This is a genomic window from Amycolatopsis sp. GM8 (assembly GCF_021653975.1).
GTDB lineage: Bacteria > Actinomycetota > Actinomycetes > Mycobacteriales > Pseudonocardiaceae > Amycolatopsis_E.
Map to the genome: position 1 here is coordinate 161,053 of NZ_JAJKFK010000004.1, position 15,556 is coordinate 176,608.

15 protein-coding genes are annotated in these 15,556 nt (G+C 69.0%); 8 read left to right on the top strand and 7 right to left on the bottom strand.

Annotation, left to right across the window (positions count from 1 at the left end; all coding sequences use genetic code 11):
- The first annotated feature begins 36 nt into the window (after positions 1-36).
- The 4 genes from LOZ83_RS19470 to LOZ83_RS19485 are packed head-to-tail and all read left to right on the top strand — an operon-like array spanning position 37 to position 5,344.
- Complete coding sequence (locus LOZ83_RS19470; protein ID WP_236792273.1) at positions 37-1,833, top strand: NAD(P)/FAD-dependent oxidoreductase; 1,797 nt, start codon at positions 37-39, stop codon at positions 1,831-1,833.
- Entirely contained in the window at positions 1,830-2,978 is a 1,149-nt protein-coding gene (locus LOZ83_RS19475) for a CaiB/BaiF CoA-transferase family protein (protein ID WP_236792274.1), read from the top strand. Before LOZ83_RS19470 ends, LOZ83_RS19475 begins: the two co-directional genes overlap by 4 nt.
- Positions 2,971-4,191 (top strand): acetyl-CoA C-acetyltransferase, encoded by a 1,221-nt coding sequence (locus LOZ83_RS19480; protein WP_236792275.1) that lies wholly within the window; start codon positions 2,971-2,973, stop codon positions 4,189-4,191. Before LOZ83_RS19475 ends, LOZ83_RS19480 begins: the two co-directional genes overlap by 8 nt.
- A 1-nt stretch (position 4,192) precedes the next feature.
- Positions 4,193-5,344 carry an acyl-CoA dehydrogenase family protein gene (locus LOZ83_RS19485; protein WP_236792276.1) on the top strand — a complete coding sequence of 384 codons (1,152 nt, stop codon included), beginning with the start codon at positions 4,193-4,195 and terminating at the stop codon, positions 5,342-5,344.
- 24 nt (positions 5,345-5,368) lie between these two features.
- Here LOZ83_RS19485 and LOZ83_RS40435 read toward each other — a convergent pair whose 3' ends face one another.
- Positions 5,369-6,598 (bottom strand): acyl-CoA dehydrogenase family protein, encoded by a 1,230-nt coding sequence (locus LOZ83_RS40435; RefSeq protein WP_236792277.1) that lies wholly within the window; start codon positions 6,596-6,598, stop codon positions 5,369-5,371.
- Positions 6,599-6,652: 54 nt separating this feature from the next.
- Between LOZ83_RS40435 and LOZ83_RS19495 the strand changes: the two genes are divergently transcribed.
- The 4 genes from LOZ83_RS19495 to LOZ83_RS19510 all read left to right on the top strand — a co-directional run bounded on the left by LOZ83_RS19495 (position 6,653) and on the right by LOZ83_RS19510 (position 10,256).
- Entirely contained in the window at positions 6,653-7,309 is a 657-nt protein-coding gene (locus LOZ83_RS19495; protein WP_236792278.1) for a TetR/AcrR family transcriptional regulator, read from the top strand.
- A 66-nt stretch (positions 7,310-7,375) separates the two neighbouring features.
- The gene (locus LOZ83_RS19500) at positions 7,376-7,966 is read left to right on the top strand and encodes a TetR/AcrR family transcriptional regulator (RefSeq protein WP_236792279.1); all 591 of its coding nucleotides are present in this window, start codon (positions 7,376-7,378) and stop codon (positions 7,964-7,966) included.
- 53 nt (positions 7,967-8,019) lie between these two features.
- Positions 8,020-9,306 (top strand): hypothetical protein, encoded by a 1,287-nt coding sequence (locus tag LOZ83_RS19505; RefSeq protein ID WP_236792280.1) that lies wholly within the window; start codon positions 8,020-8,022, stop codon positions 9,304-9,306.
- A gap of 32 nt (positions 9,307-9,338) precedes the next feature.
- A complete protein-coding gene (locus LOZ83_RS19510) occupies positions 9,339-10,256 on the top strand; it encodes an SDR family NAD(P)-dependent oxidoreductase (RefSeq protein WP_236792281.1) in 918 nt (305 codons plus the stop codon).
- Between the two features lie 42 nt (positions 10,257-10,298).
- Here the strand turns inward: LOZ83_RS19510 and LOZ83_RS19515 are convergent, their stop codons facing one another.
- From LOZ83_RS19515 to LOZ83_RS19540, 6 genes are all read right to left on the bottom strand, one after another.
- Positions 10,299-10,655 (bottom strand): putative quinol monooxygenase, encoded by a 357-nt coding sequence (locus tag LOZ83_RS19515; RefSeq protein ID WP_236792282.1) that lies wholly within the window; start codon positions 10,653-10,655, stop codon positions 10,299-10,301.
- A 3-nt stretch (positions 10,656-10,658) separates the two neighbouring features.
- Complete coding sequence (locus tag LOZ83_RS19520; RefSeq protein WP_236792283.1) at positions 10,659-11,747, bottom strand: VOC family protein; 1,089 nt, start codon at positions 11,745-11,747, stop codon at positions 10,659-10,661.
- 126 nt (positions 11,748-11,873) lie between these two features.
- A complete protein-coding gene (locus LOZ83_RS19525; protein WP_236792284.1) occupies positions 11,874-13,160 on the bottom strand; it encodes an LLM class flavin-dependent oxidoreductase in 1,287 nt (428 codons plus the stop codon).
- 34 nt (positions 13,161-13,194) lie between these two features.
- Positions 13,195-14,109, bottom strand: coding sequence for an LLM class F420-dependent oxidoreductase (locus tag LOZ83_RS19530; protein ID WP_236792285.1), 915 nt, complete (start codon positions 14,107-14,109; stop codon positions 13,195-13,197).
- Entirely contained in the window at positions 14,106-14,720 is a 615-nt protein-coding gene (locus LOZ83_RS19535; protein WP_236792286.1) for a nitroreductase family protein, read from the bottom strand. The genes LOZ83_RS19530 and LOZ83_RS19535 overlap by 4 nt, the downstream gene beginning before the upstream one ends.
- A gap of 15 nt (positions 14,721-14,735) precedes the next feature.
- Positions 14,736-15,518 carry a cupin domain-containing protein gene (locus LOZ83_RS19540; protein WP_236792287.1) on the bottom strand — a complete coding sequence of 261 codons (783 nt, stop codon included), beginning with the start codon at positions 15,516-15,518 and terminating at the stop codon, positions 14,736-14,738.
- Positions 15,519-15,556 lie beyond the last annotated feature (38 nt).

Sequence of the window (15,556 nt, forward strand, 5' to 3'; positions counted from 1 at the left end):
GCCCCGAGCTGTGCGGGACCGGCGAAAGGATCTCTGGTGGGCGAGTCAGTTCCCAGTGTCCGGCCCTTCGACCCCGACGCCTTGCGCGAGAAGTACCGCGCCGAGCGGGAAAAGCGGTTACGTGCCGAAGGGTCGGCGCAGTATCGCCAGGTGACTCACGAGCTGGCGCACTACGTCGACGATCCGTACCTGCCGCGCGTCGAGCGCGAGCCGGTGCGCGACGAGGTCGAGGTCGCCGTCATCGGCGGTGGTTTCGGCGGGCTCCTGGTCGCCGGCCGGTTGCGGGCCGCCGGTGTGCAGAGCCTGCGGGTCGTCGAGCAGGGTGGCGATTTCGGCGGTACCTGGTACTGGAACCGCTATCCCGGCGCCGCGTGCGACACTGAGGCCTACATCTATCTGCCGCTGCTCGAAGAGGTCGGCTACATCCCGACGGAGAAATACGTCAAGGGCCCGGAGATCTACGAGCACGCCCGGCGGATCGCCCGGCATTTCGACCTCTACCGTGAGGCCCTGCTGCAGACGCGCGTCACGGATGTGAGCTACAGCGACGTCGAGCAGCGCTGGACGATCGAGACCGACCGCGGCGACCGTTTCCAGGCCCGGTTCGTCGTCATGACGGCCGGCTCGATGGTGAAACCGAAACTCCCTGGTGTCCCCGGTATCGAGAACTTCAAGGGCCATTCGTTCCACACCACGCGCTGGGACTACGACTACACCGGCGGCGACAGCACCGGAGGGATGACGGGCCTCGCCGACAAGCGGGTCGGCATCATCGGCACCGGGGCGACCGGGATCCAGGCGATCCCGCACCTCGGGGCGAGCGCCGGGCGGCTGTTCGTGTTCCAGCGCACGCCGTCCGCGGTCAACGTGCGGAACAACCGGCCGACCGATCCCGAGTGGGCCGCCTCGCTGCAACCCGGCTGGCAGCGGGAACGGATGGAGAACTTCTCGACCTACGTGGCCGGCGGTGACGCTGAGACAGATCTGGTCAACGACGGCTGGACGGCGATCTACCGGCTGCGCGCTCTGTCCGGCGGCGTGCTGGACGAGCTGGCCGACTTCCAGAAGATGGAGGAGATCCGGGCCAGGGTCGAATCGATCGTCGAGGACCCGGTTGTGGCCGACGCGCTCAAACCTTGGTACCGCGCGCTGTGCAAGCGCCCGACGTTCCACGACGAGTACCTCGACACGTTCAACCGTCCCAACGTGACACTCGTCGACAGCGATGGCAGAGGCGTCGAACGGATCACCGAGAACGCCGTGGTCGTGAACGGCGTCGAGTACGAAGTGGACTGCCTCATCTTCGCCAGCGGCTTCGCGGTCGCCGCGCCGTTCGCGTCGCGACTCGGGTACGACGTGTGCGGCCGCGACGGGCTGGCGCTGAGCGAAAAGTTCAAAACCGGACTGTCCACATTGCACGGAATGCAGACGAACGGGTTCCCGAACTTCTTCATCGTCGCGATGAACCAGGTCGGGATCAGCTCGAACCAGACGCATGTGCTGGACGCCCAGAGCCGGCACATCGCCGGGGTCATCGCCGAGACCCGCCGCCGTGGTGCGGCGACGGTGGAGGCCACCGTGGCCGCCGAGCAGGAGTGGGTGGAGACCGTCTATCAGGCGTCGCGGGCGAACGCGGCCTTCCTCGAATCGTGCACGCCCGGCTACTACAACAACGAGGGCCAGCCGAACGTCGAACGGTTCCGGCGCAACGGCGCCTACTCGCCCGGTATCGTCGCGTTCGATCACCTCATCGAAGCGTGGCGGGCCGACGGGAAATGGGAAGGCCTGGCCTTCGACTCGGTGACCGCCGACGCCGTCGAGGCCGTCGAATGAGCGGGCCGCTCGACGGGATCGTCGTCGCCGACTTCTCGCGTATCGTCGCCGGACCCTATTGCACGATGCTGCTCGGCGACCTGGGCGCCGATGTGATCAAAGTGGAGGGTCCGCACGGCGAGGACACCCGGGCGTTCATGCCGCCGGCGCGGGACGGGGTCAGCACGTACTACCTGTCGATCAACCGCAACAAGCGGTCCATCGCGCTCGACCTCGCCGACCCGGCGGATCTCGCTGTGGCACACGAACTGTCGGCCAGGGCCGACGTCTTCGTGCACAACTTCAAGCCGGGCGGGATCGAGCGGTTCGCCCTCGGCTACTCCGACGTCGCCGCGCGCAATCCCGGCTCGATCTATTGCGCCATCAGCGGTTTCGGCACCCGCGCGGGTGCCGCCCTGCCCGGCTACGACCTGGTCGTGCAGGCGGCGTCCGGGCTCATGCACCTCACCGGCGACCCGGCCGGGCCACCGCAGCGCGCCGGGATAGCGGCGTTCGACGTGATGACCGGACTGCACGCCGCCATCGGCATCCTGGCCGCGCTGAACGAACGCGAACGCAGCGGCCGCGGGCAGCTGGTCGAGACCAATCTGCTGTCCGCCGCGCTGAGCTCGATGATCAACCAGACCTCGGCGTACGTGGCCGGGGGAGTGGTGCCGCAGCCGATGGGCAACGGGCATCTGAGCCTGTTTCCGTACGACCCGATGGCCACCGGCGACGGCGATCTCGTCGTGATCGCCGGGAACAACGCCCAGTTCCGGGTGCTGTGCGCGGAACTGGGCGTGCCCGGACTCGCCGACGATCCGCGCTTCGCCACCGTGTCCGCGCGCAACGCTCATCGCGAGGAGTTGCGGCCACTGCTGCTGGCCGAGCTGAAGCGCAAGTCCGCGGCCGAGTGGTTCGCCCAGTTGACCAAGGCCGGCCTGCCGTGCGGGCCGATCAACGACGTCCGCGGCGGGGTCGAATTCGCCGAGGAGCTCGGCCTGGAGCCGGTCGCGATGGCCGGTGGGGTACCGACCGTCCGCAATCCGCTGGCGTTTTCCCGGACCCCGGTTCGCTACGACTACGCGCCGCCTCCGGTCGACGGGTCCGGCGCGGAGATCCGCGAGTGGCTCCGCGCGCGTGCCGGGGAGGCGGACCATGCGTGACGCCGTCATCTGCGAACCGCTGCGGACGCCGATCGGCCGGTTCGGCGGGGTGCTCGCCGGGGTCGGCGCGGAGCGGCTGGCGTCGGTCGTCATCGCGGGCCTGCTCGAGCGGACCGGGCTGCCCGCCGACGCGATCGACGATGTCGTGTTCGGACAGTGCTATCCCAGTGGTGAGGCGCCGGCGATCGGCCGGGTCGCCGCGCTGGACGCCGGATTGCCGGTCACCGTCGGCGGGATGCAGATGGACCGGCGGTGTGGTTCCGGGCTGCAGGCCGTGTGTCACGCCGCCATGCAGGTGCAGACCGGGGTGTCCGGCCTGGTGCTCGCCGGCGGTGCGGAAAGCATGAGCCGGGCCGAGTTCTACACCGACGCGATCCGCTTCGGCCCGCGAGGCGACGGGGTCACCTTGCACGACCGGCTCGCCCGGGCGCGGCTGACCGCGGGCGGCGAGCATCACCCGGTGCCCGGCGGCATGCTGGAGACCGCAGAGAACCTCCGCCGCGAGTACGGCATCGGCCGCGTGGAGCAGGACGAATTGGCGCTGCGATCCCATCAGCGCGCGGTGGCCGCGCAGCGGTCCGGCGTGTTCGCCGAGGAGATCGTGCCGGTGCCGGTGCCGGTGACCGACCGGCGCGGCAGCACCACGATGGTCGACACCGACGAACATCCGCGCCCGGACTCGTCGCTGGAATCACTGGCCCGCCTGCGCCCGGTCCGGTCCGCGGTCGACCCGGAGGCCACCGTGACCGCGGGCAATGCCAGCGGCCAGAACGACGCGGCGGCCGTCTGCGTGGTGACCACGCCGGAACGCGCGGCGGAGCTGGGGCTGCGGCCGCTCGCCCGGCTCGTGTCGTGGGCGAGCGCCGGTGTCGAGCCGGCGCGGATGGGGATCGGGCCGGTGCCCGCGACCGAGAAAGCGCTTTCCCGCGCCGGGGTCACGCTGGCCGACGTCGATCTCATCGAGCTCAACGAGGCCTTCGCCGCGCAGGTACTGGCCGTGACGCGCGAGTGGAAGCTGACCTGCGACGACTGGGAGCGGGTGAACGTGCACGGTTCGGGGATCTCGCTCGGCCATCCGGTCGGCGCGACCGGCGTTCGCATGCTCGCCACGATGCTGCGCGAACTGGACCGCCGTGACGGCCGGTACGCACTGGAAACGATGTGCATCGGCGGCGGGCAGGGGCTCTCGGCGTTGTTCGAGCGGGTCGCGTGACGTGGCCGAGGTACCCATCGACGACATCCTCGCCACCGTCCGGAGCCTGGTCCGCGACCGCGTCGTGCCGGCCGAGACGGAAATCGAAGAGACCGACGCGATTCCCGGCGACCTGCGCCGGATGGCGAAGGAAATGGGGCTCTTCGGCTTCACGATCGACGAAAAGTACGGCGGTCTCGGGCTTTCCGTGGTCGACGAGGCGCGCCTGGTGATGGAACTGGGCTACACGTCGCCGGCCTTCCGCTCGATGTTCGGCACCAACAACGGCATCGCGGGACACGTGTTGCTCCTCGGCGCCACCGAAAAGCAGCGGGCCGAGTACCTGCCCAAACTCGCGTCGGGGGAGTGGACCGCGTCGTTCGCCCTGACCGAGCCCGAAGCCGGTTCGGACCCGAGTTCGATCCGCACCACCGCGCGCCGCACCGGCGACGGCTGGGTGATCGACGGCGGCAAGCGGTTCATCACGAACGCGCCGCTGGCCGACGTGTTCTTCGTGTTCGCCCGGACCGGGGACGATGCCGGCGGGATCTCGACGTTCCTGGTCGAACGCGACACGCCCGGGGTCACGGTCGGCCCGAAGGACCACAAGATGGGCCAGGCCGGGGCCTGGACGGCCGACGTCGGGTTCGACGGGGTGCGGGTCCGGCCGGACGCGCTGATCGGGGAGGAGCCGGGGCACGGCCTTTCCGTCGCGATGCGCTGCCTCGCGCACGGCCGGATCCACATCGGAGCCCTGTGCGTCGGGCTGGCCGAACGGCTGGTCGACGAGTCGGTCGCCTACGCGACGACGCGCACCCAGTCGGGCCGGCCGATCGCGGACTTCCAGCTCGTGCAAGGGCTCATCGCCGACTCCTACACCGACTATCTCGCCGCGCACGGAGTCGTGATGGAGGCGGCGCGCCGCTACGAGGCCGGGACGGACGTGCGGATCGCGCCGTCGGCGGCGAAGTACTTCGCCAGCGAAGCGGTCTTCCGCGTCGCGGACCGCGCGGTGCAGATCCACGGCGGTTCGGGCTACATGCGCGGCAACGCGGTGGAGCGGCTGTTCCGCGACGCGCGCCTGTTCCGGCTTTACGAAGGCACCAGCCAGATCCAGCAAGTGATCATCGCGCGCGAACTCAGCCGCGCGGCACAGCGACGGCGGCACCCCTGACGGCCGCCGTCGCCGAGTCGTGGCTCAGTTGCCGCCCGGTCCGGTGAAGCGGATCGGGCGGCCGAGCGCGCCGACGCCCAGGGTCTGCTGCAACTGGTCGGTCTTCCACGCCATGACCACGCCGCCGAGGAGGTCGCGGAAGATCCGCTCCAGCGGCCGGTCCGTGACGAACCCGTGCGCGCCGCACGTCTTCATCGCGCCCATCGCCACCTCTTCGGTCATCCGGCGCAGGTGGAACAGGGTGCGGACCAGGTCGCGGGTCAGCTCGTGCTCGTCGTCGTAGCTGTCGATGCGCGAGATCATGTCGTAGAGCAGCGCGCGCCCGGTGCCGAGCCAGTGGTCCATGTTCCCGATGGCCGTGTGCGCCCAGGCTTCGTCCGCGTGGAAGGTCTGGGCTGCCGGGTTGAAGGTGCCTTCCGCCATGTAGCCGTAGCGGTGCTGGACGTGGTCGAGGGTGAAGTCGAAGGCCGCGCGGGCCGCACCCAGCCAGATACCGGCGACGCCGAACGCGACAATGGCCGAGTCGGTCACCTTCCGCTGCGCCTTCAGCGAGTCCAGCGGAGTGACCAGGCAGTCGGCCCGCGGCACCCGGAGCCCGGCGCACTCGATGTCGTTGCTGCCGGTCGCCCGCATCCCCATCGCGCTCCAGTTGCGGTGGTTGATCAGCCCCGGCTCGCCGGAGCGGGCGATCGTCATCGCGAACAGCTCCTGCCCGTCCTCGGCGCTGCCGTCGATCACCCCGCCGACCATCACGTACGCGGCCGCGTCGCTCATCGAACCGAAACCGGCGCGCCCGGAGAACACGAGATCGTCACCGTCCGCGCGGCAGTGCAGCCGGGCGGTCCGCGCGTCGAGCGAGCCGCTCGGCACGGAGAACGCGCCGCAGGTGACCGCTTCGTGGGCGCGGATCGCGGCGAAGGCCTCGTCGCGTCGCGGGAACGACGGCATCTGGCCGAGCGATCGCGCGCCGCCCCAGTGCATGTTGAGTGCCACCGCCGTCGAGGGATCGCGGTAACCGAGCGTCTCGGTCACCCGGACGATCAGGTCGAGGCCGGGGCCGGTCTCGCCGTGCGCGGGGTCCACGACCATCCCGGTGACGCCGAGTTCCTGGAGCGTGCGGACGTTCTCGATCGAGAGCTGCCCCAGCCGGTCCGCTTCGGCGGTGCGCTTGATGTAGTCGGGTTGGTCGACGCGTTCGCGCAGCCGGGCGACGAAGACATCTGGCTCGACGGTCCTGACCGTATCGTTCGACACGGAAGCTCCTGAATTGGCTAGACTGTAAGTCTGATGGAAAGTAGTCAAAATCTAATGCCCACCGAAAAGCCCGTCAAGCGCCCGTATCGGTCGGACGTGCGTGAGCAGCAAGCGCGCGAGCGCCGCCTCGCCGTGATCGCGGCAGCCGGGAGGCTGTTCGCCGAACGGGGCTACGGGGCCACCTCGGTCGATGTCATCGCCGCGGAGGCCGGCGTCGCGCGCGCGACGGTGTTCGCCGCGGTCGGCGGAAAGCCCGCGCTGATGCGAGCGGCCTACGAGCTGGCGGTCGCGGGCGGGAACGAAGAGATCCCGAAGGCTCGCGAGACCTGGTTCGCGCAGCTGGCCGCGGCGCGTTCGGGGGCGGGAGTGCTGCGCGCGTACGCGGCTGTACTCGCCGAGGTGTACGAGCGGCTCGCGCCGGTCTACGAGTCCCTGCGCATCGCCGCCGGGACCGACGCCGAACTGGTCGAGCTGCTCGACGAGATCGACCAGGCGCGGCTCGCCGGTGCCGCCAACATCGTCGCGGCCGTCCGGCGGCACGGCGGGTTGCGGCCAGGACTGTCCGCCGGGGACGCGGCGGACAGCCTGTGGGCGGTCGGTGACCCCGGGCTCTTCCACCGGCTCGTCGTCGCCCGTCAGTGGGACGTCGCGCGATACCGGACGTGGCTGGCCGGAGTGCTGTGCCGCGAGCTGCTGGGCGGCGACGCTTGAGCGCTTGCCGTACCACGGAACGCGCCGCCCGTATGATTACGGCGCGACCGGACGGATTGGCAGGCGATGACGAAAATTCGAAGCAAGCAACAGCTGATCGACGCCGCGGCGAAAGTGTTCGCGGAAAAGGGCTACGAGGCGGCCCGGATCGAGGACATCGCGGCGGAGCTCGGGGTACTTCAGGGTAGCGTCTATTACCACATCGACAGCAAGGCCGGCTTGCTCAGGCTCGTGCAGCGTTCCCGTTTCCGGGAGATGATGACGCAGATCGAGGACATCGCGAACGGCACCGAGCCCCCGCGCGACAAGCTCAAGAAGGCGATCCGCGCCCAGCTGCGCTACATCGAGCGCTACCTCCCCGAATCGTCGCACTGGTTCACCAACCCGCCCGATCCGCGCAAGACCCAGGAAGAGACCGAGGAGTTCCGCTCGGCGATGCAGCGGCACCGGGAGAACTGGAAAGCGATCATCCGGGCGGGCATTCGCAGCGGTGACATCCGCCGCAACGTGGACCCGTCGGTCGCGGTGCTGTCGATCCTCGGCATGACCAACTACGTCGCGCGGTGGTATCGCGAGGGTTCGCGGCGTTCGATCGAGCAGATCGCCAACCAGCAGTTCGACATGATCTGGGCGGGAATGTCCACTCGGGAGGACTGACGCCTGCGGTATTCTCGAATCGTATTCGAATCGAGAATGCGGGGAGAATGCCCATGCGGGAAGCTGTCGAGGACCTGCTGGCCGATCCGGCGTCGCCCGACGCGCAGACCCGCGCGCAGCGGGCGATCTGGGCGGAACGGGACCGGAGGTATCCGGTGCCGGCCTGCCCGTTCACCGCGGAGGAGCTGAAAGCCATCGCGGTCGCCGGACGGCGCGTCGCCTATCTGCCGCCCGAACTCGCGGGCCGAGGCGGGCCGTCGCGGCTCGGACGGATTTTCCCGGCCATGAACAGCGATCCCGTGACCGAAGGCATGTCGTTCGCGAACGACGCCGACGCCGGGGGATGGTTCGACTACGACGCCACCGCCGACCCGCCCTATTCGGATCTCGATGAGCCGGACCTGCTGGCGGCGCTCGAACGCGGGCAGCGGCGCCTGCTGACGCTGAACCAGTATGTCGTCGCGGCCCAGGACACCAAGTTGTTCACCGGTCGCTACCTGGACGAGCGGCGGTCGTGGGTCCGGCTCGGCACGCGGGTGGACGGCCGGTTGATCGCGGCCCGGTTCGACGGGGCGGAAATGGCGGAGGGACTGGGCGACGAGGAACCGGTCGACGGCTCGCTGCTCGTCGCCTACGACGTCCAGGCAGGGGATCGCGGACCGGTGCTCGGTGCCCGCAGTGGTTCGCTGCGACCGCCACTGGGCACACCGGACGCCGCGACCGAGCGCGCGCGAATCGCCGATCTCTATGTCCGGGCCGGATTTCCCGGGGCATTGGGCATGCCGGCCGGCGAGTACACCGCTTCGCTGCCCTTGATCGTGCCCGCGCCGCCGGACTACCGCGGCCTTTTCGACGTGCCGCTGATCGTCGAGACCCGGATTCCCTGGCGGGAGCAGGCGATCCTGCTGGGCATCGCGTTGTCGAGCGGTACGCGGCGGACCGAGTACGAGCCGCACGACTGCGCGTCCGCGCCACAGCGAGCACCCTATTCGGCGTGGTTCACCGGGTGGGGGCAACGGTTTCCGGAGCCGATCGCGCCGGACGCCGCTCGTGCGCGGCTGCGGCGGGACGCCGAGGCCGGTGGGTCACTGCCGGAACTGATCGCGATGCTGGCGGCCCATCCCGAATTCAGCGCGACCGGCCGGTTCTTCGAGGCGATCGGCGCCGTCGCCCAGGACATGGTGAACCCCGGCCTGGCGGGCGAAGGCACGCACCTGCGCACGCCATGCGTGTTCCATTGGCGCGGGCGCCCGGAGATCGGGGCGAACCTGCACCCGACGGCATTCTCCGTTTTCCGGCCGCTGGTCCGGGGGTCCCGGACAAATTCAAATGCGAGTTGACTTTGCCGAGAAGCCGCCGGTAGCATCCAGAAATGCCTGAGGACTATTTCCACACGCTGCTGTCCGCGAAGGTCGACGCCGGCGAGGCGAGCCAGGAATACTGGTGGGACGAATCGCGGATTCCTTTGGCCAGTATCGACAAACGCGTCACGGAGCTGCTCGATCTGACCGGCAAGCGTGCGGTCATCACCGGCGGCGCCGGGATCAACCTCGGGCAGGCCTGCGTCAACCGGCTGGCCGGGCTCGGCGCCGACGTCGCGGTGGTCGACCTCAGCCCCGAGGTCGCCGCGAGCTCCGGGCACCAGCGGCACGCGGCCCCGCCCGACGCGACTCAGATCGCCAAGGCGGCGGCCGAGAAGTGGGGCGCCAAGGTCGTTCCCATCCACGGTGACGTCACCGACTGGGACGGCGTCAATCGTGCCATGGCGGAGGCAGCCGACCAGCTCGGCGGAATCGACATCCTCGTCAACAACGCGGCCGACACCGCGGTCGGCGACTTCGCCGGATTCACCCGCGAGGACATCGACCGTACGGCCAAGGGCACCCTGCTCGGGCCCATCTACTGCAGCCGGGTGGCGCTGGACTACATGCTGCCGCAAGGGGATGGGCGCATCATCAACATCGGCAGTGAGGCCGGAATGTCGGCGATGCCGTTGCTGACGCTCTACGGCACGATGAAGGGCGGGCTGGCGACGTTCACCCGCTTCCTCGGCAAGGAGGTCGCGCGGCACGGCGTGCGTGTCCTCGGTGTCAACGCGGGTTCCATGTGGGGGCCGGGCCGCCCGCTGACCGATGACGTCCCGCAGACCCTCTATCCCCGCGCCCGCACCGGCATCCAGCGCTACGAGCTGCCGGAGGAGGTCGCCAACATGGTGGCGTTCCTGGCCTCGGACGCGTCGAGCGCGATGGCGGGTGTCATGATCGACATGGGCGGCGGCATGTCGGTCTAGCGATGGTGTGGAATGTGTCTCCGCCGCCGCGGAGACACATTCTCAGCTGTTCGCCGAATCGTCGACCGGCACCCATTTGCCATCGCGCGTCATGAAATACTGCTGGTCGTGGAATTCGGCGCCGTCCTTGCCGGTGACCCGGGCGCCCCAGTCGAGCAGATGCGCATAGGGGATCTCGCGATTGCTCTCGGCCTCCCAATGCGCGTCATAGGTCACTTTGTCGGCCCAGTGCTCGAGTATCGCGAAATTCGTCGGAGTCGTGGTCGACTGCATCAGCTCGTACTGCAGGCACCCGGGCTCGGCATTCACGAGCTCGTACGTGCCGACCCACTCTTCGCGGAGAGCTTCTTCGTTACCGGGGTTGACGTGGATGTTGACCACGACCCGTATCCCTGCCATCGCCTACGCCTCCTGGCCGTCGAAGACCGCTGATCCGATCCGGTAGTACGGACCTTTTCCTTCCATTGTGGTGAGATCGACAGACGGGTCGAGCCCGAAACACTCCACCGCCAGACCACCCAGTCGCTTCCTGGTGTCGAGGTAGTAGAACTCGGCGATGCCGCCGCCGAGCGTGCCGCTCATGCACACGTCGACGCCCGTTGCCGTCAGCCACGAGCGCAGTGTCAGCCAGTGTTCATGGCCGGCCAGCCCGACCAGGTTCAGGTGATGAATACCCTCGCCGACCACATTGAGGAAGTTCTCCTTGTAGTCCGACGGCCCCAGCGTCGGCTGAACGATCTCGAAACCCAGGGCACTGTCGAAGGGCGTCGTCGCCGCGAAGTATTCGTGCTCGACCGGCCGTCCGTCGAAGGTCGGGTTCTCCAGCGATCCTTCCTCCGTGCGCCAGTTCTGGACGGACCATTCCGGGACGCCGAAGACACGGGTGTAGGACTCGGTGCGTGCCACCATGTCACGAACCACGACACCGAAATGCTGGATCCCGTTCGGCACGGGCAGCGGCCCCACCCCGGCAGGTCTGGCGTAAGTGCCGGCGAGGTCCAGTTCTTCGTCGGCGGGCAGCGTTACGGTTCCACCGGCGAGCGGGCGGATGATCTGGATGTAGAACCCGCCCAGCAGCGAACGCGTGTCGACTTCGACGACCGAACCGACGCCGTCGAGGTCGTATTCTTGCGCGACCGGAGCGTTGAGCGAGGCAAGGGCCGCGATCGCTCCGTCGGCTGCCGCATCGTCCATGGTGAACGCCAGATGGTGAATTCCCTGCCCGTTGGTCGCCTGGAAGTCCTTGTAGGTACTTCGTCCCTCAGCCGGCTCGATGAGCCAGAACGTGCTTCCCCATGGTGCCGTGCCCACGGCCACGCGCCCGCCGAAGGTGGTGCGCTCGCCCCGCACCACCGCACGGGTGAGCAACGGTTCGGTGTGCGCAATGTGCCAGATGTTGATGTCGAAAAGTTCGGCGTAGCCACGCGCGATCGTTTCGATGTCCCGAACGACAAGCCCGACGTGGTGCAGCGGTGCGGAAATCGCGGGCATAGCACTCCTGACATGTTCAGCGGACGAACCCGGTCCGGCGCCTCCAGTCAAAACGCGAACTTATCCACCGGGTCACGCTGTGGCAAAGCGCTGAGTTCCATGGTGCGGAAACCCGCGGCAAGCTCGTCACTCGTCGAGACGCATCGCGAGCCGTTTCATCCGGGCGAAGTCGCGCAGCTGCGCGCGCACCTCGGGCGGGGCGGCTTCGGGATCCACATCCGGCCTGGTGCGGCCGTATGCCTCGACGCTCTGAACCGGCGAGGCGGAACGCTTTTCCCGGCGCCGCAAAGCTTGCTCGGCGAAGGGTGCCAGCGCCGCACGGCGTTTCCGGGCCCGTTCCCGTTCGCGGGCCCGGAATTCGGGCAGCACCTCGTCGGCGAACAGCTGAAGCGAGCCGGTGATCTCCTCGTGCGTGAGCCTGCCCGCCTGATGGACGAACACGGCCTGGTCGACTCCCGCTTCCTCGTAGGCCCTGAGTCGTTCGGCCAGTTCCGCTGGCGTACCGACGGCGTGGCTGCCACGCACCGGCAGCGGCCCGCCCAGCTCGTCGCGCACCGTTTGTGAGCGGGCCCAGATGTCGGTGTGCCCGGGAATGTGCCGGCCGTAGGTGTAGTAATGGCGCACGGCATAGGTGAGGAAACCGAATGCCTCGGCGCCGCGTTCGGCCGCCACCGCCGCGTCGCGGTCGCAGTGAAACGGGCTCAACATGGCGACGGCGGGATTCACCGTGTGCCCGATCGGTGTGCACTCGCGTTTGAAGGTTTCGTAGTACTCGGCGACGACGCGGCGTGCTTCGTCCGGATCGTAAAAGCCGTGCGTCAACGCGCCGACCCCGAGCCGGGCACACGCCTGCACGCTCGCCTCGTCCGAGCATGCCATCCACAGTGGCGGATGCGGGCGCTGAACGGGCTTGGGCACGATGTTCCGGGGCGGCACGGTCACATGGGGCCCGGTGTGACCGGGATAGGGCTCCAGCGCCAGCATGTCGGCGACCTGTTCGATCGCCTCCATCGTCATGGCCCGGCGTTCCTCCGCCGGGATGCCGAAGCCTTCCAGTTCGATCCGCGATTTCGAATCGCCGATCCCGAAATCGACCCGGCCACCGGAGACCAGGTCGAGGGTGGCGATCCGTTCGGCCACCCGCACCGGGTGGTTGTAGGCGGGCGGCATGAGGACGATGCCGTGCCCCAGCCGGATCCGGGTGGTCCGCTGGCTGGCGGCGGCGAGCAGCACCTCCGGTGCCGAGGAGTGCGAGTACTCCTCCAGGAAGTGCTGCTCGACCGCCCACGCGTGGTCGAAGCCGGCCCGGTCGGCGAGCTCCATCTGTGCCAGTGCCTCGGAAAACAGCGTCGCCTCGGCCCCGTCGGCCCACGGCCGGGGGAGCTGCAAACCGAACTGGAGGCCGAACTTCACAACGCCACCGTGACGCGCACATCGACGGTGACGCTCACAGGCCCGCCATCTCGTGCACTCGCTCGACGGCACGCAGCGTGTCCGCGGCGCTCGGCGGATCACCGGCCAGGCCCGCCATCCCGACCTCCGGCCACCGCTCCATCGGCACCGGCTCGCCAGGATGGTTGTACAGCAACACGATGAGGCGGTCGGCCCCCGCGTCCTGGTAGGCGCGCTGGATCGCGGGGCTCGCGTCACGCACACCGACGGAGATCTCGATCTCGCCGGGGTCACGCCCGATGCGTTTGCATTCCTCGCCGATCGCGCGCCGCGCGTCCGCGAGTTGCTCGGGGGACACGCCCATCGCGAGCCAGCCGTCGCCCCACGCAGCGATCCGCCGGTAGCTGCGCTCGGACGCCATCGCACCCATGATGACCGGCGGGTGCGGGCTCTGCACCGGCCGCGGATCGCAGATCATTTCGGGGAACTCGAGCAGCTCGCCCTTGTACGACGCGGAACCGTCCGTCCACAGTGCCCGCATCGCCTCGATCGTTTCGCGGGTGTAGCGCCACGGTGTCGCGGCGTGCGGGTTCAGCAGGCCGGTCACTTCGGGCAGCCAGCCCGTGCCGATGCCGAACAGCATGCGGCCGCCGGAAAAGTTGTCCAGCGTGCTGACCGCCTTCGCCAGCACCAGCGGGTGGTGCTCGGGGACGAGGCAGACGCCAGTGCCGACCTTCAGCGACTTCGTGGTCGCGGCCATGAAGCTCAGCAGCACGAACGGGTCGGCCATCTGCCCGTAGACCGAAGGGATGGCCCCGCCGGTCATCGGATAGGGCGTCTGAGGGTTGGCCGGCAGCACGGTGTGCTCGGGGGCCCAGAACGACTCGAATCCGCCGTCCTCCAACGCTTTCGCGAGGGTCACCGCGTCGACGGTATAGCCGGTGACGAAGAACTGGACGCCGATCTTCACATTTTTCCCCAGCGGTCGCGGTAGATCACTTCGGACACCGGCTGCCGCGTCACGGGGCCGTAGCGCCCCTCCGGGAAGCCGATCGGGATGGTCGCACCCAGCTCGACCGTGGCGGGAATGCCGAAATGTTCGCGCACCGCCGGTTCGTTCGCGAGGTGGTTGGTCGTCATCGCCGCGCCGAGGCCCATGCCCCGTGCGGCCAGTAACAGGTTCTGCGTCGCGGTGAACACCGAGGACCACATGTAGTGCGGGTCCGGTTTCTCCGCCGAGGGAAAGGCGTTTTCCACCGCGGTCAGGATGAACGCCGGGATCTTGTCGAACTCCAGCACGAAGCGCCGGTACATCCGCTGGTTCCGCGCGGCCAGTGAGTGGTCGTCGTCGGCCGGTGGCCCGTCGCCGAGCGTCGGCGCGAGCGCCGTGGCCAGCATGTCACGAAACCAGCGCCGGTCGCCGGGGTCGGTGACGATGATGAATCGCCACAGCTGGGAATTCCCCGCGCTCGCGGCGCGCGTGGCGTAGTACACCAGCCGCTCGAGCATTTCGTCCGGAACGGGGTCGGGTTTGAGCCGCCGGATCGACCGGCAGGTCTCCATCGCCTCGAAGAGGTCCACTCTGGTCCTTTCCGCTCACGCCCATTGATGGTCGTCGGGCAACCTGATCGCCGCGAACCGCGTTTCGCCATGAGTGCGGCTGCGATGCCCCTGCCCGTGGTCGTCGCGCACCAGGCACACGTCGCCGGCATGCAGCACCCGCTTGCCGCCGGATCCGCCGACTTCGAGTTCGAACCCGCCGCTCAGCACGAACACCAGGCTGGGCGAGGGCTCGGTGTGCCAGTCCCCGAACGAGCCGGGGGACAGGCACATCCAGGACAGCGCCAGCGCGTCCTGACCGGGCGAGTCGCCCGGCGTGGCCGGGAACAGCCGGTCGAGGTCGCGCAGGTTCGCCCGGTCGTCGGCCACGTACATCTCGGCGATCGTCGGCGCGTTTCGCGGGCCACGCCGCGCTTCCAGCAGTTCCGGCATCACCGAGCCCGCCTGCCACTCGCCGGTCACCTCGACTTCGATCAGCCGGGTCTCGCCGACGAAACGGGCGGTCAGGTCCTGCTCGCCGGTGGCGTCGACCAGAACGACATCGCCCGGGCGGGCCACGGCGCGCATGTCCGGTGCGTCGATCCGCACCGCCCCGGACACGACGAGCAGCAGCCGGCGCGGACTGTCCACAAGCGACTCGCTGGTGCCGTCGGCATACCGGTGTGTCCGCACGGGACCGATGGCCCCGGCCAGTCGCGGGTCGGGCGCCGCGGCCTGCTCTTCCTCGGTGGCGGTGGCGCCGAAATGCAGGAACGGCAGTGTCAGCGCCGCGATCCGGGACTTTCCGGCGCCGTCACGACTGAGTCGGAAGCCGGTCATCGTGGAGCTCCTTCCGGAGTGATGATATCTGACGTACG